The 20,770-nt window shown below is 66.4% G+C and carries 24 protein-coding genes and 2 pseudogenes; 6 read left to right on the plus strand and 20 right to left on the minus strand.

Annotated elements, in window-relative coordinates:
• Positions 1–6: 6 nt before the first annotated feature.
• The 10 genes and pseudogenes from PX653_RS07340 to mltG form a co-directional block, all read right to left on the minus strand.
• Entirely contained in the window at positions 7–204 is a 198-nt protein-coding gene (locus PX653_RS07340) for a hypothetical protein (protein WP_277417246.1), read from the minus strand.
• Positions 205–317: 113 nt separating this feature from the next.
• A complete protein-coding gene (locus tag PX653_RS07345) occupies positions 318–1,244 on the minus strand; it encodes a class I SAM-dependent methyltransferase (RefSeq protein WP_277418535.1) in 927 nt (308 codons plus the stop codon).
• Positions 1,245–1,388: 144 nt separating this feature from the next.
• Positions 1,389–1,790, minus strand: coding sequence for a putative quinol monooxygenase (locus tag PX653_RS07350; RefSeq protein WP_277417247.1), 402 nt, complete (start codon positions 1,788–1,790; stop codon positions 1,389–1,391).
• A 13-nt stretch (positions 1,791–1,803) separates the two neighbouring features.
• The gene (locus PX653_RS07355; RefSeq protein WP_277417248.1) at positions 1,804–2,520 is read right to left on the minus strand and encodes an ankyrin repeat domain-containing protein; all 717 of its coding nucleotides are present in this window, start codon (positions 2,518–2,520) and stop codon (positions 1,804–1,806) included.
• Positions 2,520–3,314, minus strand: coding sequence for a TatD family hydrolase (locus PX653_RS07360; RefSeq protein ID WP_277417249.1), 795 nt, complete (start codon positions 3,312–3,314; stop codon positions 2,520–2,522). The genes PX653_RS07355 and PX653_RS07360 overlap by 1 nt, the downstream gene beginning before the upstream one ends.
• A 165-nt stretch (positions 3,315–3,479) precedes the next feature.
• A pseudogene (locus tag PX653_RS07365) lies at positions 3,480–3,997 on the minus strand (GNAT family N-acetyltransferase).
• 6 nt (positions 3,998–4,003) lie between these two features.
• Positions 4,004–4,405 (minus strand): PilZ domain-containing protein, encoded by a 402-nt coding sequence (locus tag PX653_RS07370; protein WP_277417250.1) that lies wholly within the window; start codon positions 4,403–4,405, stop codon positions 4,004–4,006.
• A 10-nt stretch (positions 4,406–4,415) separates the two neighbouring features.
• Positions 4,416–5,435 carry a DNA polymerase III subunit delta' gene (locus tag PX653_RS07375; protein ID WP_277418536.1) on the minus strand — a complete coding sequence of 340 codons (1,020 nt, stop codon included), beginning with the start codon at positions 5,433–5,435 and terminating at the stop codon, positions 4,416–4,418.
• Positions 5,436–5,449: 14 nt separating this feature from the next.
• Complete coding sequence (tmk, locus tag PX653_RS07380; RefSeq protein WP_277417251.1) at positions 5,450–6,076, minus strand: dTMP kinase; 627 nt, start codon at positions 6,074–6,076, stop codon at positions 5,450–5,452.
• 42 nt (positions 6,077–6,118) lie between these two features.
• On the minus strand, positions 6,119–7,111 hold the full coding sequence (gene mltG / locus PX653_RS07385; protein ID WP_277417252.1) for an endolytic transglycosylase MltG: 993 nt from the start codon (positions 7,109–7,111) through the stop codon (positions 6,119–6,121).
• A 107-nt stretch (positions 7,112–7,218) separates the two neighbouring features.
• Here mltG and ygfZ point away from each other — a divergent pair, with 107 nt between their 5' ends.
• The 4 genes from ygfZ (at position 7,219) to PX653_RS07405 (ending at position 9,762) form a co-directional block, all read left to right on the plus strand.
• The gene (gene ygfZ, locus PX653_RS07390) at positions 7,219–8,226 is read left to right on the plus strand and encodes a CAF17-like 4Fe-4S cluster assembly/insertion protein YgfZ (protein ID WP_277417253.1); all 1,008 of its coding nucleotides are present in this window, start codon (positions 7,219–7,221) and stop codon (positions 8,224–8,226) included.
• Complete coding sequence (locus tag PX653_RS07395) at positions 8,226–8,510, plus strand: DUF4936 family protein (protein WP_277417254.1); 285 nt, start codon at positions 8,226–8,228, stop codon at positions 8,508–8,510. Before ygfZ ends, PX653_RS07395 begins: the two co-directional genes overlap by 1 nt.
• Positions 8,510–9,334, plus strand: coding sequence for an NRDE family protein (locus PX653_RS07400; protein ID WP_277417255.1), 825 nt, complete (start codon positions 8,510–8,512; stop codon positions 9,332–9,334). The genes PX653_RS07395 and PX653_RS07400 overlap by 1 nt, the downstream gene beginning before the upstream one ends.
• A 200-nt stretch (positions 9,335–9,534) precedes the next feature.
• Complete coding sequence (locus PX653_RS07405; RefSeq protein ID WP_277417256.1) at positions 9,535–9,762, plus strand: hypothetical protein; 228 nt, start codon at positions 9,535–9,537, stop codon at positions 9,760–9,762.
• A 46-nt stretch (positions 9,763–9,808) separates the two neighbouring features.
• On the opposite strand, the gene nfsB is transcribed toward PX653_RS07405, so the two are convergent.
• Both nfsB and PX653_RS07415 read right to left on the minus strand, forming a co-directional pair.
• The gene (gene nfsB, locus PX653_RS07410) at positions 9,809–10,462 is read right to left on the minus strand and encodes an oxygen-insensitive NAD(P)H nitroreductase (protein ID WP_277417257.1); all 654 of its coding nucleotides are present in this window, start codon (positions 10,460–10,462) and stop codon (positions 9,809–9,811) included.
• 48 nt (positions 10,463–10,510) lie between these two features.
• Positions 10,511–11,518: a zinc-binding alcohol dehydrogenase family protein gene (locus tag PX653_RS07415; protein WP_277417258.1), complete on the minus strand. Its 1,008-nt coding sequence runs from the start codon at positions 11,516–11,518 to the stop codon at positions 10,511–10,513.
• 100 nt (positions 11,519–11,618) lie between these two features.
• Between PX653_RS07415 and PX653_RS07420 the strand changes: the two genes are divergently transcribed.
• Positions 11,619–12,515, plus strand: a complete 897-nt coding sequence (locus PX653_RS07420) for a LysR family transcriptional regulator (protein WP_277417259.1) — start codon at positions 11,619–11,621, stop codon at positions 12,513–12,515.
• Between the two features lie 71 nt (positions 12,516–12,586).
• Here PX653_RS07420 and PX653_RS07425 read toward each other — a convergent pair whose 3' ends face one another.
• The 5 genes from PX653_RS07425 to PX653_RS07445 all read right to left on the minus strand — a co-directional run bounded on the left by PX653_RS07425 (position 12,587) and on the right by PX653_RS07445 (position 16,407).
• Positions 12,587–13,015, minus strand: a complete 429-nt coding sequence (locus PX653_RS07425) for a GNAT family N-acetyltransferase (protein ID WP_277417260.1) — start codon at positions 13,013–13,015, stop codon at positions 12,587–12,589.
• 89 nt (positions 13,016–13,104) lie between these two features.
• Positions 13,105–14,100 carry an NADP-dependent oxidoreductase gene (locus PX653_RS07430; RefSeq protein ID WP_277417261.1) on the minus strand — a complete coding sequence of 332 codons (996 nt, stop codon included), beginning with the start codon at positions 14,098–14,100 and terminating at the stop codon, positions 13,105–13,107.
• A 23-nt stretch (positions 14,101–14,123) separates the two neighbouring features.
• Positions 14,124–14,912 (minus strand): SDR family oxidoreductase, encoded by a 789-nt coding sequence (locus PX653_RS07435; RefSeq protein ID WP_277418537.1) that lies wholly within the window; start codon positions 14,910–14,912, stop codon positions 14,124–14,126.
• Between the two features lie 2 nt (positions 14,913–14,914).
• The gene (locus PX653_RS07440; RefSeq protein ID WP_277417262.1) at positions 14,915–15,217 is read right to left on the minus strand and encodes a Dabb family protein; all 303 of its coding nucleotides are present in this window, start codon (positions 15,215–15,217) and stop codon (positions 14,915–14,917) included.
• 11 nt (positions 15,218–15,228) lie between these two features.
• Positions 15,229–16,407, minus strand: coding sequence for an acetyl-CoA C-acyltransferase (locus PX653_RS07445; RefSeq protein WP_277417263.1), 1,179 nt, complete (start codon positions 16,405–16,407; stop codon positions 15,229–15,231).
• Positions 16,408–16,725: 318 nt separating this feature from the next.
• On the opposite strand from PX653_RS07445, the gene PX653_RS07450 reads away from it, so the two are divergent.
• Positions 16,726–18,432 carry an MFS transporter gene (locus tag PX653_RS07450; protein WP_277417264.1) on the plus strand — a complete coding sequence of 569 codons (1,707 nt, stop codon included), beginning with the start codon at positions 16,726–16,728 and terminating at the stop codon, positions 18,430–18,432.
• A gap of 219 nt (positions 18,433–18,651) precedes the next feature.
• On the opposite strand, the pseudogene PX653_RS28350 reads toward PX653_RS07450, so the two are convergent.
• The 3 genes and pseudogenes from PX653_RS28350 to nadC form a co-directional block, all read right to left on the minus strand.
• Positions 18,652–19,362, minus strand: a pseudogene (locus PX653_RS28350) (IS3 family transposase); the annotation flags it as partial.
• Complete coding sequence (locus tag PX653_RS07455; RefSeq protein ID WP_277417265.1) at positions 19,359–19,706, minus strand: transposase; 348 nt, start codon at positions 19,704–19,706, stop codon at positions 19,359–19,361. The pseudogene PX653_RS28350 and the gene PX653_RS07455, both read right to left, overlap by 4 nt.
• A gap of 157 nt (positions 19,707–19,863) precedes the next feature.
• The gene (nadC, locus tag PX653_RS07460; RefSeq protein ID WP_277417266.1) at positions 19,864–20,754 is read right to left on the minus strand and encodes a carboxylating nicotinate-nucleotide diphosphorylase; all 891 of its coding nucleotides are present in this window, start codon (positions 20,752–20,754) and stop codon (positions 19,864–19,866) included.
• Positions 20,755–20,770: the final 16 nt, after the last annotated feature.

A 20,770-nucleotide genomic window follows, 5' to 3' on the forward strand; every position in this document is an offset into this window, starting at 1 on the left:
CCCGGTTCAGCGGCGCGCGCCGCCCAGGACCCGCGCCGGCAGCAGCACGATGGCGCGCAAGGTCTCGAAGATGGCGTCGACGCCGATGCCGATCAGGCGGAACGGCAGGGTCAGCAGCCAGCACACGGGGTACAGCAACAGTGCCAGCAATGCCAGCGGCCAGCACAGGAGCAGCAAGACCAACCACAGCATGAAACTGAACATCGCATCCTCCGCAACCATGTCGTCGATGGTGCTACTGTAGCGCGCCGGCGGCGGCGCCGGTGGAGGATGCGACCGGCCGCGGAAATCGCGGCACGAACTGCAATGGGGCGGGATCAGGCGAAGGCGGGGACCGCTTCGGTGACGGCGATTTCCTCGGCCTCGAACACGACGTCGGCCCGCAGCGCCGCTTCCAGCGACGGGATCGAGCCGCCGGCGCGGTAGGCGAAGCTCACCTGCAGCACGTCGCCGGCACGGACCTGGACCGGCTGCGTCAGCGGCAGGGTCATGTAGTGATTCAGCCAGTCGACGGTGGTGCCCCGTTCCTGTACGACGGCCAGGATGTTCTTCGTCACAAAGCGCATCGCGTTGACGGTGCCGGCGCGTTCCACCACGAACTTGCCCTGCCACGCATACGACAGCGCGTTCGGCTGGGTGAAGTCGACCACGGCATACACGGCGGGCTGCGCCAGCTCGACCGTGTGGTTGTGCACCACGCCCGTTTCCTGGAACTGCACGATGGGGGCGTAAAAACCTTCGAAATCGTATTCCTGCTGCAGGGGCTGGACGGCCATCAGCACGGCTTCGGGGATGAAGATGGGCAGCGGGCCGCCGAACTTCTGCGCATAGCGGCGCTTGAACGCCTCGATCACCGCGACCTGCTTCTCGCGCAGCATGGCCACGTGGATCATCTCGCAGATGACGACGTCGACCGGCTCGGGCGGCAGGTATTCGAACGCGTCCGCATGGATCACCTCGACCTTTTCGCCGTTCGGGTTCAGCGCCATGAACTTGCGTGCTTCCTTGACCATGTCGGGATTGAACTCGACGCAATAGACCTTGTCCGCCTTGGCGGCCGCGAACCACGACAGCACGCCGGTGCCGCCGCCCAGCTCCAGCACCTTCATGCCGGGCCGCACCACGTAGTCGATGGCCGACTTGAAGCCATGCATGCGGTTGTTGTCCATCAGCATGTTGTGATGGTAGTGCACCGGGATGAACTGGCCCAGGTAGCAGCTTTCGATTTCGCGTTCGTTCAGCATCATGATCCTTTGATTATTTGCCTCAGGCAATGAAGCCATTATCAGGACCGTGACGCGGTTTCATAACGCGGAAGTCAGCCGGAAAAACCCGTCAATTCGTTGCCGCACGGCTTGGCCGGGGCATGGGGGCGATCGAAACAGGCGTCAGCGCGGCTTGGCGCCCAGCATCACGGGCACCGTGTCGAGCAGTTGCTTCGACAGGATCATTGTCCTCGTCGCCTCCGCATACTTGCGGAAATGTGGCGAATCGATGTGCTTGCGGTAGGCGGCATCGTCGGCATAGATCTCGAAGAAGCGGAAGCGGTTCGGCCGCTCCTTCTCCGCCACCGCATAAATGGCCAGTACACCGGGCTCGAGCCGGATCGACGCTTCGATCTCTTCCTTCACCGCCGCTTCATAGGCGGCCACGCGCGCCGGGTCGATTTCCAGTTCGGCGATGCGCACCAGCGGTGCCGGACCGGCAGCCGGGCTTTCGGCCAATACGGTGCCGGACAGGCTGGCCGCCAGCGCGGCCACGGCAAGCGTCTTGCGAGAGAGCGTCTTCATGGGATTTCCCGGATCAGCGCCGCGCCGCCCTGGCGGCCAGGTGCTTGCGGATCGCCTCGGCGATCCATGGCTTGTCGGCTTTTTCCGCCATCTCGGCGGCCGTCAGGTGGAAGCCCTTGTCGCGCAGGGCGGCATCCGCCCCCTCCTCCAGCAGCACCTTGACGGCTTCCTCCTGGCCTTCGCGGGCCGCCAGCATCAGCGGCGTTACCCCGGTGGGCGACTCCGCATCGATATAGGCGTGCTGCTCGATCAGGTAGCGCAGGATGTCGATGGCGCCGGCGGCGGCCGCGTAATGCAGCGCCGTGAAGCCGGGCCGGTTGACCTGGGCGCCCCTGGCGACAAGCCGCTCCACGGCCGCCTTGTTGTTGCGGAACGCCGCCATCATCAGCGCCGTGTTGCCGTTGGTGGCCTGGGCATCCAGCTGGATCTTCGGCTGGGCCAGCAGCAGGTCGAATACGTTCATCGCGTCATGGCGCAGCGCGACGATCAGCCCGGTCTCGCCCCGCTCGGGCTCGCGCACGTTGGGGTCCAGTCCGCGCGCCAGCAGGGGCTTGATGCGGGCCGCGTCGTTCAATTGGGCGGCGCGGAAGAACGCCACGGCATCGTTCGCGCTCTGGCCGGCGGCGGCCACGTGGGGTGCACCGCCGATGGTGGCCAGCCCCATGACGGCCGCCGCCACACGCAGCCAGATACGCCGGCGCACCAGGCGAAGGCGGACACGGATACCCATCAGGCGTGCGCTCCGGGCCCCGCGGCCTTGAACAGGTCGAAGAAGTTGGCGGTCGTGCGTGCGGCCACCTCCTCGACGGAAACGCCTTTGAGCTGGGCGATGAACTCGGCCACGTGTGCCACGTAGCCCGGCTCGTTCATCCTGCCCCGGTACGGCACCGGCGCCAGGTAGGGCGAATCGGTCTCGATCAGCATGCGTTCCAGCGGCACCGCCTGCGCCACCGCCTGCAGTTCCTTGGCGCTCTTGAACGTGACGATGCCGGAAAAGGAGATGTAGAAGCCCAGCGCCATCGATGCCTGCGCCACCTCCAGCGACTCGGTAAAGCAATGCATGACGCCGGCCACGCCGCCGTCCGCCGTGCCGGCGCCCTCTTCCTGCATGATGCGGATGGTATCCAGGCTGGCCGCGCGGGTGTGGATGATCAGCGGTTTTCTCGTCGCCCGCGATGCCCGGATATGGGTGCGGAAGCGCTCGCGCTGCCATTCCAGGTCGCCCGTCAGGCGGTAGTAGTCCAGTCCCGTCTCGCCAATGGCGACGATCTTCGGATGGTCCGCCAGCTCGACGAGCTGCTCGACGGTTGGCTCCGGCGTGTCCTCGTAGTCCGGGTGGACGCCAACGGAGGCGTAGAAATTCGGGTACGCCTCGGCCAGCGCCAGCACGCGGGGGAAGTCCGGCAGGTCGACGGACACGCACAGCGCGTGGGTCACCTGGTTCTGCGCCATCTTCTCGCGCAGTTCGGGCATGCGAGCGGCCAGCTCGGGGAAGTCGATGTGGCAATGTGAATCGATAAACATGCCGGTATTCTAGCCTAGCCGGGCAAACGCCGCCGCGGACAAAGTGATTGGGGTCTGTCCCCAATGGGGACTGACCCCGAAGTTTGGCACCGAGTTCGGCAAACCAGAGGCAACTTCGGGGTCAGTCCCTGTGCAGGGACAGACCCCAGCCGCGGACACGCCGCGTCAAGCCACCCGCTTGCCCAGGATAATCAAATCCCGCTCGACCCCATCCAGGTTCGCCACCCGGGGGAAATTGGCCCACTGTTCGAAGCCGAACTGGCGGAACAGCGCCAGGCTGGGGCGTTGTGGCCGAAGATGAAGCCCAGCACCGTGTGCACGGCAATCGTTGGCGCGTGTGCAATCGCCTCGGTCAGCGCGTAGCGACCGATGCCCTTGCCGCGCCAGGCCTCGGCAATATAGATCGACACCTCGGCCGTACCGGAATACGCCGGGCGGCCGTAGAAATTCGAGTACGAGATCCAGCCCAGGATTTCCGGTTGGCTTGACGCGTCGTCGGCCCGCTCGATCACCCACAGCGGGCGTCTTTCCGGCTGGTGGTCGTGGAACCATGGCAGGCGCGACTCGACCGAGACGGGCTCCGTGTCGGCCGTCACTTCGCGCGAGGCGACGGTGCTGTTGTAGATGGCGACGATGGTGGGCAGGTCAGCGAGCGTGGCGATACGGTGACGATAGGAAGGCATGCGTGCTTACAGGGTATGGGTGGCGCGCGAGGAACGCAGGGCCGCGCCGAGGATTTCCTCGATGCGGGCACGGGTGCGCTGGCCCGTTTCGTCGTCCGGGAAATGGACGCCGATGCCCTGCGCCTTGTTGTTGTGGGCCCCGGCCGGCGTGATCCACACGACCTTGCCGGCGATCGGGTACTTGGTGGCGTCGTCCATCAAGGTCAGGATCAGGTAGATCTCGTCGCCGACCTTGTACGCCTTCTGCGTGGGGACGAAAATGCCGCCGTTCTTCAGGAACGGCATGTACGCCGCGTACAGGGCCGCCTTTTCCCGGATCGCCAGCGACAACACCGTCGGCCGCGGCGTACCGCCCGGCTGGGTGTTCGGGTTCAGCGCGGAATTCGGATCGGGCGGGCCGGCGCTCATGGGCGTCCTTTCATGCACAGCAGGCGGTATAGTCCAGCAGCATATCCTCGATGAACAGCTTGGGCGAGAGCGGATGGTCCGACGTGGCCCGCCGCTCGGCCGTGCCCTTGATCGCGGCCAGCAGGCGGCTGACGTGGACCTTCTCGGCCAGCGTCTTCAGTTCGCGACCGTAACGGGGATAATACCGGATGTTGCCGGTCAGCTTGCACGAAAACAGGTCGTACAGCCAACGCTGCTGCCAGGCCACGAGCGACGTCAGCGGCACCTTCTGCAATTTGTCCGCCGTGCGCAGCGCGCCCTCGACCGCCGGATGGGCCAGGTACTGCAGCAGCGTGTCGATCTCTTCGCGGTTGCCGGCCTCGGACTGGGCCAGCGCCGCCAACGGCGCGCCGCCCTGCTCGCGCAGCCAGCTGTCGGCATCGGCCACGCCCTGCGTCTGCAGCCAGGCCAGCGCCTCGCCGTGCGCGGGCAGCGGCAGCGCGAACTTGCGGCAGCGCGACAGGATCGTCGGCAGCAGCCGGTCCAGGCTGTTCGACGCCAGCAGGAACACGGTGCCCGGCGGCGGTTCTTCCAGCGTCTTCAGCAGCGCGTTCGACGCCGGCATGTTGAGCGCCTCGGCCGGGTACAGCACGACCACGCGCAGGCCTTGCCGGTGCGTCGAGATGTTCATGAAGTCGGCCAGCGCGCGCACCTGCTCGATCTTGATTTCCTTCGACGGCGTCTTGCTCTTGGCCTTCCTGTCCTCGCCCTCTTCCGCCTCGCCCGGCTCGTCCTCGAACGCCTCCGGGCGGATGCGGCGGTAGTCCGGATGGCTGTGCTGGACGAACCAGCCGCACGACGCGCACGCGCCGCACGCATGGCCGTCCGCGCGCACGTTCTCGCACAACAGCGCCTGGGCGAAGTGTTCGATGAAGTCGGCCTTGCCGATGCCGGCCGCGCCATGGAACAGGATCGCATGGGGCAGGCGCTGGCGCAGCAGCTGCAGCTGCCCCCACGCGCCCTGCTGCCATGGATAGACCCCGGTCTGCATCGCCGTCCCTTCGCTCATCGCAGTTCGGCCACGATGGCGGCCAGTTGCACGCGGATCGCCTCGATCGTCTGCGTCGAGTCGATCACGCGGAAGCGTTCCGGATACTGGGCCGCGCGGCGCAGGTACTCGTTGCGGGCGGCCAGGAAGAAGTCGGCCTTCTCCTGCTCGAACTTGTCGAGCGTGCGCGTCGCATCGAGGCGAGCGCGTGCCACTTCCAGCGGAACGTCGAACAGGATCGTCAGGTCGGGCCACAGTTCGGGGTGGACCCAGTTCGCCAGCGTCTCGATCTTGACGAGGTCCATGCCCCGGCCGCCGCCCTGGTAGGCGAAGCTGGCGTCCGTGAAGCGGTCGGAGAGGACCCAGGCGCCGCGCGCCAGCGCCGGTTCGATGACCTGGGCGATATGCTCGCGCCGGCTGGCGAAGACCAGCAGCGCTTCCGTTTCCAGGTGCATGGGCTCGTGCAGTACCAGTTCGCGCAGCTTCTCGCCCAGCGGCGTGCCGCCCGGCTCGCGCGAACTGACCAGCTCGATGCCACGGGCCGCCACCAGGTCCGCGCAATAGCGGATGTGGGTGGACTTGCCGGCGCCGTCGATGCCCTCGAAGGTGATGAACTTGCCGCGTGGCGGAAAGTGCCCTGTCATTGCCGCTGCCTCATTGCTGTCCCATTGCTGCTGATTGCTGTGTCATTGCTGCCGTTGATACTGGTTGACCGCCTTGTTGTGGTCGACCAGGTTGTCCGAGAACTGGCTGGTACCGTTGCCGCGCGCGACAAAGTACAGCGCATTCGACTGCGCCGGTGCCAGCGCCGCCGCCAGCGACTGCTGCCCGGGCAGCGCGATCGGCGTCGGCGGCAGGCCGGTGCGCACGTAGGTATTGTACGGGGTGTCCGTCTCCAGGTCCTTCTTGCGGATATTGCCGTCGAACTTGTCGCCGATGCCATAGATGACCGTGGGGTCGGTCTGCAGCATCATGCCCAGCTTCAGCCGGTTGACGAACACCGAGGCGATCATGGCCCGCTCGGCCTTCTGGCCCGTCTCCTTCTCGACGATGGAAGCCATCGTCAGCGCCTCGTAGGGCGTCGTGTATGGCAGGTTCGGCGCGCGCTTGTCCCACGCGGCCGTCAGGTGCTGCATCATCGCGGTATGCGCCTGCTTGTAGATCTGCAGTTCCGACGAGCCCTTGGCGAACAGGTAGGTATCCGGGAAGAACAGGCCTTCCGGGTGCGGGTAGGCGGCGCCCAGCTTCTTCATCAGTTCCGTGTCCGACAGGCCGACGGTGTCGTGCTTCAGGCCCCGGTGCGCGGCGATGGCCTGGCGCATCTGGCGGAACGTCCAGCCCTCGATGATCGTCAGCGACTCCTGTGCGTACTCGCCCCGCACCAGCTGGTGGATCAGGCGCAGCGGCGTGGTGCCTGGTTTCAGCTCGTAGGAGCCGGCCTTCAGGCGGGCGCTCTTGCCAGTGGCGCGCGCCAGCAGGTTGAACAGCAGCGGCTGCATCGGCACGCCGGCGCCGGCGATCTGCTGGCCGGCCGCGTGGGCCCCGCTGCCCTTGCTGATCGTGAAGGGAATGGCGTCGCCTTCGGCCGTGATCGGTGCCTGGGCCCACCAGGCGAAGCCCGCGCCAGCGGCGCCGGCGGCGAGCACGGCCAGCGCTATCGTTCTTGTTATCAGTGCCATCGTGTCTGTTGCAACTCCTGGATTTTGGCGCGCCCGGCGCGTTTTGCCCGGGATCTTTATAATGAGCCCGTAATGATAATGCTTTCATGGCCAAAGTATCCAAATTTATGAACACCTGGAATCAAGTCCTCGCCGCTCCTGCCGCCACTGCCACGCCAACCGCGCTGGCCACCGGCTTCGTCACGCACCTGGCCGACACGGGCCTGATCGCCTTCACGGGCGAAGAATCGCGCCCGTTCCTGCACTCGCAGCTGACCAACGACGTCGAGCACCTGGGCGAGAACGACGTCCGGCTGGCCGGATACTGCACGCCGAAAGGGCGCCTGCTGGCCAGCTTCCTGATGTGGCGCGACGCCGACTCGGTCTACCTGCAGCTGCCGCGCGAACTGCAGCCGGCCCTGCAGAAGCGCCTGCAGATGTTCGTGCTGCGCGCGAAAACGAAGGCCTCCGATGCCGGCGAGGGTCGCGTGCTGCTGGGCCTGGGCGGTGCGGATGGCGAGGCGGTGCTGCGCACGTGGTTCGACGCGTTGCCGGAAAAGCAATACACGAAGCTGGACCACCCGCTGGGCAGTGTGCTGCGCGTGGCCGATGCGTTCGGCGCCCCCCGTTACCTGTGGCTGGCCACGCCGCAGACCGCCGACACGGTCGCGCCGGAACTGGCCGCACGGCTGGCGGTGGCCGGACAGGATGCCTGGCGCCTGGCGGACATCCACGCCGGCGTGCCTGTCATCACGGCCGCCACCCAGGAGCAGTTCGTGCCGCAGATGGTCAACCTGGAGCTGCTGGGCGGCGTCAATTTCAAGAAGGGCTGCTACCCCGGCCAGGAAATCGTCGCGCGCAGCCAGTACCTGGGCAAGCTGAAACGCCGCACCGCGCTGGTGACGATCGACGATGCCGCTGTCACGGCCGGCACCGAGGTGTTCACGCCGGCCGATCCGGACCAGCCGTGCGGCATGGTCGTCAACGCGGCGCCGAACGGCGCCGGTGGGGTCGATGCGCTGGTCGAAATGAAGCTCGATGCGCTGGAAGCGGGTGTCGTGCACGCCGGCTCGGCGCAGGGCCCGGCATTGCGCTTCCTGCCGATGCCGTACGTGCTGGACAAGCTGGACGTGTGATGTCCGCCGACCTGTACGTCTACTACAAGGTGCGCGACGGCGACACGGCCGCGCTGCGCGAGCGCATCGGCGCGCTGCAGCGCCAGCTCGCGGTGGCGCATGGCGTGGCGCCGCAGCTGAAACACCGGCCCGCTGCGCAGGACGGGCTGCAGACGTGGATGGAAGTCTATCCCCGCGTCGGCGCCGGCTTTGCCGCGGCGCTGGAACAGGCCTGCGCCCAGGCGGACATCGGGCCGTTGCTGGCCGGTCCCCGCCACCACGAAGTGTTCACGGATCTCCCCTGATGTGCCTGATCGTCTTTGCCTGGCAGGTCGTGCCGGGCGTTCCCCTCATTGCCGCCGCCAACCGCGACGAGTACTACGCCCGCGCCAGCGCGCCGGCCGCGCCATGGGAGGAGAACCCGCAAATCGTCGCCGGCCGCGACCTGAAGGCCGGCGGCAGCTGGATGGGCATCACCCGTCCCGAATCCGCGCACGAACATTATCCGCCCAACATCACGCCGCTCAGGGCCCGCTGCAGCGGCGGCGCCCTGGCGGCCGAGCCGCCTGAAGGCAAGGCGCCGTCGCGCTTCGCCGCGCTGACGAACATCCGCGCGCCGCACGACTTCGACCCGGCCAAGCCGTCGCGCGGCATGCTGGTGTCGAACTTCCTGGCCGGCTCGATGAGCGCACGGGAGTATGTCGAACAAATCCGTCCTGGCGCGGGCGCCTACAACGGCTTCAACCTGGTGCTGTGCGACGGCGCGGAACTGGTGTGGTTCTCCAACCGGGGCGATACCGACCCGCGCAACGGCCAGCCGCTGCCGCCCGGCATCTACGGCCTGTCGAATGCGCTGCTCGATTCGCCATGGCCGAAGGTGCTGCGCACCAAGGCGCAATTCGCCAGCCTGCTGTGCCTGGGCGCGCCGGAGGATGCGTATTTCGAGATGTTGGCCGACACCACGCGCGCCCCCGACCAGCGCCTGCCCGAGACGGGCGTCTCGATCGAGCGCGAGCGCGTGCTGTCGGCCGTGAAGATCGAGTCGCCGGACTACGGCACGCGCACGTCCACCGTCGTCAAGCTGTATGCGACGGCGCCGGCCGAGTTGCATGAGGTGGAGGTGGTGTAGGGGAACTGTAACCGCCTGGCGGTTACTCAAGGGTATCGGGGCGATGCCCCATTCCTTGAAAGAGCAGACTGCATGGATGCCCCTACCCTGCGACGCAGCCACAGCTTCCAGGCGACGCCTGAAGAACACGCGCAATTAACCCAACAGATCGCCGCCCCTTCGCCAATATCAGGGCCAGTGTCGTCAATGAGATCGACAATATGATCGCCTTGATCGGTTCACCCGAGATCGTGCGCAAACCGGCAGGCGTCACGTTCATGAACGAGACATTTGGTCAAGGTCAGGGAAGCGGGGTGCGCAAGGAAACCCAGTTGGGTCACGCGCAAACCAAACAGGCTGAGCTGAGGAGTTCGGTGGCAGAAATTCGCAGTGACGATGCCATCGACCATAGCCTGGCCAGCGGCAACACGCGCACCGGCGCCGCCTAGCGCCATCCCGTCCGGCATGGCTGCCGGACGGGATGGCCAGCAACGCTCAAATCTCCGTAATGACCTGCTCCACCGGCAGCCGCGACTTCGGCAGCTTCGCATTGAAGTCCTCGGCGCCGCTGTAGCCCAGCGAGACGATGACGGAGGCCGTGTAGCCCTTCTCGCGCAGGCCCAGTTCCTTGTCCAGGATCTCGGCGTCGAAGCCTTCCATCGGCGTGGCGCCCACCTCCAGCGTGGCCGCGCCCAGCAGCAGCGTGCCCAGCGCCAGGTAGACCTGCTTCTCGTACCACTGCGCCACGTCCTTCAGCTTGTAGCGGTGGATGTCCGTGAACAGCTTGCGGGCGCCCTGGCCGGCCGTCTTCGCCGCTTCGTTGACGAAGCGCCCGTCGCGCTCCTCCTGCGCCAGCACGGCCTCGAGGTAAGCCTCGTCGGCACTGGCGCGGGTCGCCAGCACGATCACGTGCGAGGCGTCGCGGATCTTGGCCACGTTGTACTGGTAACCGCCTTCCGCGGACCTGGCGATCTTCGCCTTGCCCTCTTCCGTGCCGGCGATGACGAAGTGCCACGGCTGCGAGTTGACGGACGACGGCGCGAGACGCAGCAGCATGCGCAGCTGGGCGATGATCTCGTCCGGCACCTTGCGGCTGGTGTCGAAGGCCTTTACGGTATGGCGCTGGGCCGCTTTTTCCACGATGTTCATCTTGTTGTTCTCCTGGTTACGGTGGTGACTGCAAGTGTAATGGCGCGCTCAGAAGCCTGCCAGCACGACCTTGCCGCGGGCCGTGCCGCTTTCGATCAGGGCATGCGCGCGGCGCAGATTGGCCGCGGTGATGGCGCCGAAGTGTTCCCCCACGGTCGTGCGCAAGGTGCCGTCGTCGACCAGGCTGGCAACCCGGTCCAGGATCTCGCGCTGGCGCGCCATGTCCGCCGTTTCGTACATCGAGCGGGTAAACATCAGCTCCCAGTGCAGCGACAGGCTCTTGCGCTTGAGCGGCATCGCGTCCAGCGTCGCGGGGTCGTCGATCAGCGCGAACTGGCCCTGCGGCGCCAGCATGTCCACGATGTCGGCGTAATGCTGCTCCGTGTGCGTCAGGCTGATGACGATGTCGGCATGCGCGATGCCCAGCGCGGCCAGTTGCGGCGCCATCGGCTGGCCATGGTCGAGCACGTGGTGGGCGCCCAGCGAGCGCACCCAGTCGCGCGTCTCGGGACGGGAAGCGGTGCCGATCACCGTCAGGCCGGTCAGCTTGGCGGCCAGTTGCGTCAGGATCGAGCCGACCCCGCCCGCGGCGCCGACGATGACGACGCTCTTGCCGGCGCCGCCCTGCTCCGGCACTTTCAGCCGGTCGAACAGCAGCTCCCACGCCGTCAGCGAGGTCAGGGGCAACGCGGCGGCATCGGCGAAGTCCAGCGACGCGGGCTTGTGGCCGGCGATGCGCTCGTCCACCAGGTGCAGTTCGCTGTACGAGCCAGGCCGGGTCAGCGAGCCGGCGTAGTAGACGGCGTCGCCCGGCTGGAACGCGGTCACTTCCGCACCCGCGGCGACGACCACGCCGGCGGCATCCCAGCCCAGCACGCGCGGCTCCGTTACCGCCGCGCCCTTGCGCACCTTGGTGTCGACCGGGTTGACGGCAATGGCGCGCACCTCGACCAGCAGGTCGCGCGGGCCCGGCTGCGGCGCCGGCAGGTCCATTTCCTGCAGCGCCGCGGGGTCCGCGATCGGCAAACCGTGTTGCGTGTAGACTATCGCTTTCATCGTATTCCTGTGGGAAGTGTGTGGATGCAGCAATGATATGCCCCTGCCGGTGCCGGAAAAAGACCGGTAATCGGTTTTCACTTTCACTCGCGGAGTGAAAATGGTGCGCTTCGAGGACCTGGCGCTGTTTGTGCGCGCGGCCGCCTGTGGCAGTTTTACCAAGGCCGCACGCGAAGCCAACCTGCTGCCGGGCCAGGTCAGCGCCGCCATCATGCGCCTGGAGCGGGACCTGAACGTGCGCCTGTTCGCCCGCTCCACCCGCAGCCTGCGCCTGACGGACGAAGGCGAGCGCTACCTGCCGTACGCCAGGGAGGCCATCGACCTGCTGCACGCGGGGCGCGACGAGTTGCGCCCCGACGACGAAGCCCTGACAGGCACGCTGCTGATCGCGGCGCCCTCCGACCTGGGCCGCAACGTACTGCTGCCGCTGCTGGGCAGTTTTCGTCGTATGCATCCCCGCCTGGAGATGCGGCTGCAGCTGTCGGACCAGGTGACGGACGTGTTCCGCGAACGGGTCGACGTGGCGATCCGCTACGGCAGCAGTGCCGACGCCAGCTTTGTCGCGCTGCCGCTGGCGCCTGGCAACCGGCGCGTGCTGGTGGCCTCGCCCGGCTATCTCGAGCAATGCGGCATGCCGCAAACGCTGGACGAGCTGCGCGACCATTCCTGCCTGCTGTGGCAGCTGAACGGACGGCTGTACGACAAGTGGAGCTTCCCGCTGGCGGGTGCGAAGGCCAACAAGACCGTGCAGGTCAAGGGCAGCCTGGCCTGCGACGACGCGGATGTCGTGCGGCGTTGGGCCGTGGCCGGCGAAGGGATCGCCTATAAATCATGGCTGGACGTGCGCGCGGACGTCGAGGCGGGACGGCTGACCGTCCTGCTGCCGCAGCAGCCGGGCGAAGCGGCGCCGGTGCAGCTGATCTGCCCGCACCGGCGCCAGTTCTCGCCAGCGGTGCGGCAGTTGCATGGGTTTCTGGTGGAACGCCTGCAGCAATAAACCCGCCGGTGTCAGGCACCTATCTGCAGGTCGTAGACCCGCCGATAGGTGCCTGACACCATGGGTACAACTCAGAAGCCGTGCCGCATCTCCACGTGGGCGATGCCGGCCTCGAAGAACTGCTCACCCTCCTGCCGGAACCCATGCGCCGAATAGAACGGCGCCGCATGCGTCTGCGCCGACAGCGCCACGCCCAGGTGGCCGCGGCTGCGGGCCTGGGCCATCAAGCCTTGCAGCAGGGCGCCGCCGACGCCGGTGCCGCGCGCGGCGGGCAGCACGGCCATGCGGCCGATATGCCCGTCCGGCAACAGCCGGCCCGTGCCGACGGGCACCCCGGCAGCGTCGTACGCGACGGCGTGCAGGCAGACGGCATCCTTGTCGTCCATCTCCAGCTCGGCCGGCACGTTCTGCTCGCGCACGAACACTTCCGTGCGGATCGCGGCGGCAGCGCGGCCCAGGGTCGCCCAGTCGCCGTAACGGATTTCATGTGTAGAAAGCATCGTATGCAAAACCTTCAGGCTAAAGAAACGATTTTGTCATACCTTTGCCGTCTACGCCATGGCCCGCCGAGGCCCGCCACGCCAGCGTGTTACGCCAGCTTGACGAGCTGCTTGCCGAAGTTGCGGCCCTTGAGGAGGCCAATGAAGGCCTCCGGCGCGGCGGCCAGGCCTTCCGCCACCGACTCGCGGTACTTCAGCTGGCCCTTCGCCACCAGCATGCCCAGCTCCTGCAGGCCCTGCGGCCACAGTTCCATGTGCTCGCTGACGATAAAGCCGCGCAGCGTGATGCGGTTGGTCAGCAGCTGGCGCACGTTGCGCAGCGGGATGTCCTCGCCGTTGTAGCCGGCGATCATGCCGCACAGCGCGACGCGGGCAAACGCGTTGGTGCGCGCCAGCGCCGCATCGAACACCTCGCCGCCCACGTTCTCGAAGATCGCGTCGATGCCGTTCGGAGCGGCCGCCTTCAGGTCGGCGCGCAGATTGCCGGCCTTGTAGTCGATGCAGGCGTCGAAGCCCAGTTCGCCCGTCACGTAGTCGCATTTCTCCTTGCCGCCGGCGATGCCGATGGCGCGGCAGCCCTTCAGCTTCGCCAGTTGGCCCACCACGCTGCCGACGGCGCCGCTGGCGGCCGACACGCAGATGGTCTCGCCCTCCTTGGCCTGCATGATCTGGGTAAAGCCGTACCACGCCGTCATGCCGGGCATGCCGACCGGGCCCAGGTAGGCCGACAGCGGGATGTGCGTGGTATCGACCTTGCGCATGTCGCTGCCGTCGGAGACGGACATTTCGGTCCAGCCGCCCATGCCGACGACGAAGTCGCCCTCCTGGTATTTCGGGTGCCTCGACTCGACCACCTGGCCGACGGTACCGCCGATCATGGTCTCGTCCAGCGGCTGCGGCGCCGCGTAGCTCTTGGCGTCGCTCATGCGGCCGCGCATGTACGGGTCGAGCGACAGGAAGTGGTTGCGCACCAGGACCTGGCCGTCGGCCAGTTGCGGCACCTCGACGGTCTCGAGGCGGAAGTTGTCGGGGGTGACCTCCGCCGGTGGGCGGGAGGCGAGGACCATGCGTTGGAATGTCGTCATCTTCGTTTATCCTTTCAGTGTAGTCAGACGGCCGATACGCCGCCGTCGACGGCCAGGATCTGGCCCGTGATATGCCGCCCCGCGTCGGACGCGAACAGCACGACGGCGCCCTTCAGGTCCTCGTCGCTGCCCAGGCGGCCCAGCGGGGCTTCGGCCATCAGCTTGTCGCCCATCGCGGCCAGCACGCCGGCGCTCATCTTCGACGGGAAGAAGCCCGGCGCGATGGCGTTGACGTTGATGCCGTGCGCACCCCACTCGCCCGCCAGCGCGCGCGTGAAATTGACCACGGCGCCCTTCGACGTGTTGTAGGCGATCGTCTTCATCGTGCCGGGCGGATTGCCGGCCAGGCCGGCGATCGACGCGATATTGATGATGCGGCCCTGGCCGCGCGGGATCATGGAGCGCTTGGCCACAGCCTGCGACAGCAGGAACACGCTGCGCACGTTCAGGTTCATCACCTTGTCCCAGGCCTCGGCCGGCATGTCCTCGGCCGGGGCGCCCCAGCTGGCGCCGGCGTTGTTGACGAGGATGTCGATGTGACCGAGCTTGTCGATGGCGGCCTGCGCCAGCGCATCGGCGGCGCCGTCCTGGCCCAGGTCCGAGGCAATCGCGTAGGCCGTGATGCCCTGTGCGCTCAGCGCCGCCACGGCTTCGTCGAGTTCATTCTGCTTGCGCGCCGTGACGACGACGGTCGCGCCCTGCTCGCCCAGGGCCAGCGCCATCTGCAGGCCCAGGCCGCGCGAGCCGCCGGTGACCAGCGCCGTCTTGCCCTGCAGGCTGAAAAGTTCTTGGGTAGTGCGTACGGTTGCCATCGTCATGCCTCGTAGTCCATGCACTGGCGGCCTTCGCGCACGGCGGCGAAGAACGGTTTCAGCGCTTCATGTTGGGGGTGCACCTGGTAGGCGTCGAGCGCCGCCTTGTCGGCGAATTCGGAGTACAGCACGATGTCGTACGTGGCTTCCAGCCCCGGCGTCGCCAGGCCCACTTCCAGCTTCAGGATGCCCGGCACGATGTGCGCGCACGCTTCCAGCAGCTCCTTCATCTTGCGGGCGTTGGCGGCCCGGTCGGCGCCCTCCGCCTCGTCCTTCAGCTTCCACATCACGATATGCTTGATCAAGTCGGCTCCTCTCAAACGATTTCAAACAGGCCGGCGGCGCCCTGGCCGCCGCCGATGCACATGGTGACGACGACGTACTTGACGCCGCGTCGCTTCCCTTCCAGCAGCGCGTGGCCCGTCAGGCGGGCGCCGGACACGCCATACGGGTGGCCCACGGCGATGGCGCCGCCGTTGACGTTGAGGCGATCCAGCGGGATGCCCAGCTGGTCGGCGCAGTACAGTACCTGCACGGCAAACGCCTCGTTCAGTTCCCACAGGCCGATGTCGTCGACCGTCAGGCCGGCGCGTTTCAGCAGCTTGGGCACGGCATAGACGGGACCGATGCCCATCTCGTCCGGCTCGCAGCCCGCGACCGCGAAGCCGCGGAACACGCCCAGCGGCTGCAGGCCCTTCGCGGCCGCGGCCTGGGCGCTCATGACGATGGCGACCGAGGCGCCATCGGAAAACTGGCTGGCATTGCCGGCGCTGATGACGCCACCCGGCAGCGCGGTGCGGATCTTGGTGACGCCTTCGAGCGTGGTATCGGCGCGGATGCCCTCGTCGGCCGCGATGGTGACTTCACGCGTGCCCAGCTTCCCGGTGGCCTTGTCGGCCACGCCCATCACGGTCGTCATCGGCACGATCTCGGCGTCGAACAGGCCGGCCGCCTGGGCGGCGGCGGCGCGCTGCTGGCTGCGCACGCCGTATTCGTCCTGGCGCTCCTTGCCGATGCGGTAGCGCTTGGCGACGTTTTCCGCCGTCTGCAGCATCGGCATGTAGATCGCCGGCTTGTGTTCCCGCAGCCACGTCTCGCGCAGCATGTGCATGTTCATCTCCTGCTGGACGCAGGAGATCGACTCGACGCCGCCGGCGGCGAAGATGTCGCCCTCGCCCGCGATGACGCGCTGGGCGGCGGTAGCGATGGTCTGCAGGCCGGACGAGCAGAAGCGGTTGATCGTCATGCCCGCCGTCGTCACGGGGCAGCCCGCGCGGATGGCGATCTGGCGGGCGATATTGCCGCCGGTGGCGCCTTCCGGGTTGGCGCAGCCGATCAGCACGTCCTCGACTTCGCCGGGCTCGAGGCCCGCACGTTCGATGGCCGCGCGCAGCGCGTGCCCGCCCAACGTGGCGCCGTGCGTCATGTTGAACGCCCCCTTCCACGATTTGGCCAACCCGGTGCGGGCGGTCGATACGATGACAGCATCCGTCATGGTTTGTCTCCTTTGTTGTTGGTTGTCTCATTCGAGCATAGCACAAGCGCAAGGGATTTAGCACGGTCGTGCGAAATATTCGTGCACCCACGGCCGGGCCCGTGTCCACCATGGGGTCACACCCGGACTCGGACACGGGCTGGGCGGTAGGCCCCGTCGAGCTCGTGTCCTTACCGGGGTGTAACCCCGGGTTGGACACGGGCCCAGCCGTGCAAGCAAGCCGTAAGTTTCGCGGCCCACACTCGTTCGTGCCAACCAGAAAACCGGGCGCATGACCCGGGTGGCACCTTCGCATAACGCGACAATCAGGAGACAATAATGACGATTTCTTCCGGCACCGCGGACCCGCACAACGTGGGCACCAAGAACAAGGCAACGCCGATGACGAAGGAGGAGCGCAAGGTCATCTTCGCGTCCTCCCTCGGCACCGTGTTCGAGTGGTACGACTTCTACCTGTACGGCGCCCTGGCGTCCATCATCGCCAAGCAGTTCTTCATCGGCGACCCCACCATCACCTTCATCTTCGCGCTGCTGGCGTTTGCGGCCGGCTTCATCGTGCGCCCGTTCGGCGCGATCGTGTTCGGCCGCCTGGGCGACATGATCGGCCGTAAGTACACCTTCCTCGTGACGATCCTGATCATGGGCCTGTCGACCTTCATCGTCGGCCTGCTGCCCAGCCACGCCTCGATCGGCGTCGCCGCGCCGATCATCCTCGTCACGCTGCGCATCCTGCAGGGCCTGGCGCTGGGCGGCGAGTATGGCGGTGCCGCCACCTATGTCGCCGAGCACGCGCCGCACGGCAAGCGCGGCCTGTTCACGTCATGGATCCAGACCACCGCCACCATGGGCCTGTTCATGTCGCTGCTCGTGATCCTGGCCACCCGGCTGGCCGTGGGCGAGGAGGAATTCGCCGCCTGGGGCTGGCGCGTGCCGTTCCTGCTGTCCGTGCTGCTGCTCGGCATCTCCGTGTGGATCCGGATGTCGATGAACGAGTCGCCGGCGTTTGCCAAGATGAAGGCGGAGGGCAAGACGTCGAAGGCGCCCCTGTCGGAAGCCTTCGGCAAGTGGGGTAACCTGAAGATCGTCATCCTGGCGCTGGTCGGCCTGACGATGGGCCAGGCCGTGGTCTGGTACACGGGACAATTCTATGCGCTGTTCTTCATGCAGCAGACCCTGAAGATCGAGCTGGCCACGGCCAACATCCTGATCGCCATCGCGCTCCTGCTGGCGACGCCGTTCTTCATCTTCTTCGGCGCGCTGTCGGACCGGATCGGCCGCAAGTGGATCATCCTGGGCGGCTGCCTGATCGCCGCGCTGACGTACTTCCCCCTCTTCAAGGGCTTGACCCACTATGGCAACCCGGCGCTGGAGACGGCACTGCAGAACTCCCCGGTCGTCGTCGTCGCCGATCCGGCCTCGTGCCACTTCCAGTTCAAGCTGACGGGCACCGAGAAATTCCCGTCGTCGTGCGACATCGCCACCGCGGCGCTGTCGTCGGCCTCGGTCAACTACACACGGGAAGACGCGCCGGCCGGCTCGATCGCGAAGATCCGCGTGGGCGAGAAGGAGGTCACGTCGTTCAACGCCGTCATGCAGCCGACCGGCAGCGACTTCGACGCCGCCAGCGCCGAGCGCGAGAAGGCTTTCAAGAAGGAGGTGGGAGCCGTCATCAAGGCGGCGGGCTACCCGGCCAAGGCCGACCCGGAGCGGATCAACAAGCCGATGATGGTGCTGCTGCTGTTCGTGCTGGTGCTGTACGTGACGATGGTGTACGGCCCGATCGCGGCCATGCTGGTGGAGATGTTCCCGACCCGGATCCGCTACACGTCGATGTCGCTGCCTTATCACATCGGTAACGGCTGGTTCGGCGGCCTGCTGCCGACGACGGTGTTCGCGCTGGTCGCGTTCAAGGGCGACATCTACTACGGCTTGTGGTATCCGATCGTAATCGCGCTGGTCACGCTGGTGATCGGGGCGCTGTTCATCCGGGAGACCAAGGACCGGGATATCTACGCGGGGGATTGAGCTTGGGATTGGGGTTGGGGTTGGGGTCTGTCCCCGGTAAGTGGTTGCCCTCGATGCGTCTGGTGGCGTATCGAGGGGACTGACCCCGGTTTTTATCGCGCCATCGGCTCTCCAAGGCGAACCCAAGGGGTCATTGCGGCCGTGGAAAAAACCGGGGTCCGATATCGCGGCGATTGCCTCAGCCCTTGTTGGATAGATCTCATGGCGTGTCAGCTCGTTCTTGAGCGTGGAAAACCAGCTCTCTGCTACGGCATTGTCATGACAGTTGCCCCGGCGGCTCATGCTGGCCTTGAGGCCACGCTCGTCAAGCACTCGCCGATAGAGTTTGGAGCCGTATACCGAACCCTGATCTGTATGGCAGACGAGGCCTGGCCCTGGCTGACGCTGGGCGTAAGCCATCCGTAATGCGCCGATTGGCAGCGAGGCATCCTGGCACTGGTTCATGGCCCATCCAACGATCCGACGTGCAAACAGATCGAGAACGATGGCCAAGTGCAGCCAGCCTTCACGGGTATGGATGGTCGTGATGTCGCTGACCCAGACCTTGTTCGGTGCCTTCACGGTAAAGCATCGCTTGAGCAAATCAGGTGCTGGCGGTTCCGTGTGTTGATGGGCGTGCATGACGCGAAATTTGGCCTTGCGTTTGGCCTCGATCGATTCAAGCTTACGCAGTCGAGCCACCTGATGCTTGCTGCAATTGACGCCTTTGGCGTTCAGCACGCGCCACGTCTTGACAGCCCCGAGAGCATGACGATGCGAGTCATGCAGGCTCCGGATCTGTTCCCGCAATGCCAGGTCTTCCTGGCTGGGCATGACGGTGCCGCGACGTCGACGGAAAGCATAGTAGCTGCCGCACTTAACCCCTAGCACACGACAAAGCGAACGCACAGGAAAGTGCTCGCGCCGCTCTTCAATACAGGCGTACTTCAACGCTTTAGCCGCGTGAAGGACGCCTGCAGCTTTTTTAGGATTTCAAAATCCTCCTTCAGTCTACTGAGTTCGCGCTTAACCAGTACGAGCTCGCTTTGCTCGCTGGCAGGCTTGCGCCCCCGGCTGCCGAAACTCGCTTCTGGTCCATTTTGCTCGATCGCCTTAGCCCATTTGTAGAGCTGATTGCGACGTATGCCAAGTTCGATAGCGAGCGCTTCCGCAGTCTGGCCGCCGCTCTTCAGGCGCGCCACCGCAGCAAGTTTGAACTCTTTAGTGTAGACAGAACGATGCTTCGGCTGGGCGTCAGCATCCTTCACAGGGGTTTTTTCTGGTTTCGTAGTCATAGGGCCTCTGGAACGTATTGTCCCCTATTTAGCCTGACTACAAAACCCGGGATACCTCAGTCCCCTGACGCTGCCAACGGCTGCCTCATGAGGTAACACCTACCGGGGACAGACCCCAGCGGATCCCAGGCCCCAGCGGATCCCAGACCCCGACGGATCACCCCAGCGCCGCGCCGACGATGCGCAGCGAGAAGTCGGTTGCCCGCACGTCCTTCGTCAGCGCGCCGATGGAGATGCGGTGCACGCCCGTTTCGGCAATGGCGCGCACGGTGTCGAAGTTGACGCCGCCGGAAGCTTCCAGCAAGGCGCGGCCGCGGTTGACCTGCACGGCGGCGCGCATGGTCTCCAGCGTGAAGTTGTCCAGCAGGATCGACGTGGCGCCCACCGCCAGCGCTTCGTCCAGCTGCTCCAGCGTCTCCACCTCGACCTGGATCGACACCGGCGTGCTGCCGGCTGCCGCGACCCGCTTGGCCGCCGCCAGCGCGGCCGTGATGCCGCCCGCTGCCGCGATATGGTTTTCCTTGATCAGGATGCCGTCGTACAGCGCCAGGCGCTGGTTCTGGCCGCCGCCCACGCGCACGGCGTACTTCTGCGCCAGGCGCAGGCCGGGCAGCGTCTTGCGCGTGTCCAGGATCGCGGCCGTGGTGCCGGCGATCGCGTCGACATAGCGACGCGTGGCCGTGGCGACGCCCGACAGCAGCTGCATGAAGTTCAGCGCCGAGCGCTCGGCCGTCAGGATGGCGCGGGCCGGGCCGACCATCGTGCAGACGGGCGAATCGGCCGTCATCACGTCGCCTTCGGCGTAATGCCATTCGATGCCGATGGCGGGGTCGAGCGCATGCATGATGCCTTCGAACCAGGGCGCGCCGCACAGCACCGCCTCCTCGCGCACGATGACGCGCGCCGTGGCGCGGGCGCCTTCCGGCACCAGCTGGCCCGTCAGGTCGCCGGTGCCGACGTCTTCCAGCAATGCGGCCAGCAGGTTCGCTTCATACGCCTTCGTCAACGCGGGGTCGAATGGGGCGTAGGGATTCAACAACGTGCTCATTTCTTGTCCTTATTAG

It is taken from the genome of Pseudoduganella chitinolytica, from assembly GCF_029028125.1.
Lineage (GTDB): Bacteria > Pseudomonadota > Gammaproteobacteria > Burkholderiales > Burkholderiaceae_D > Rugamonas > Rugamonas chitinolytica.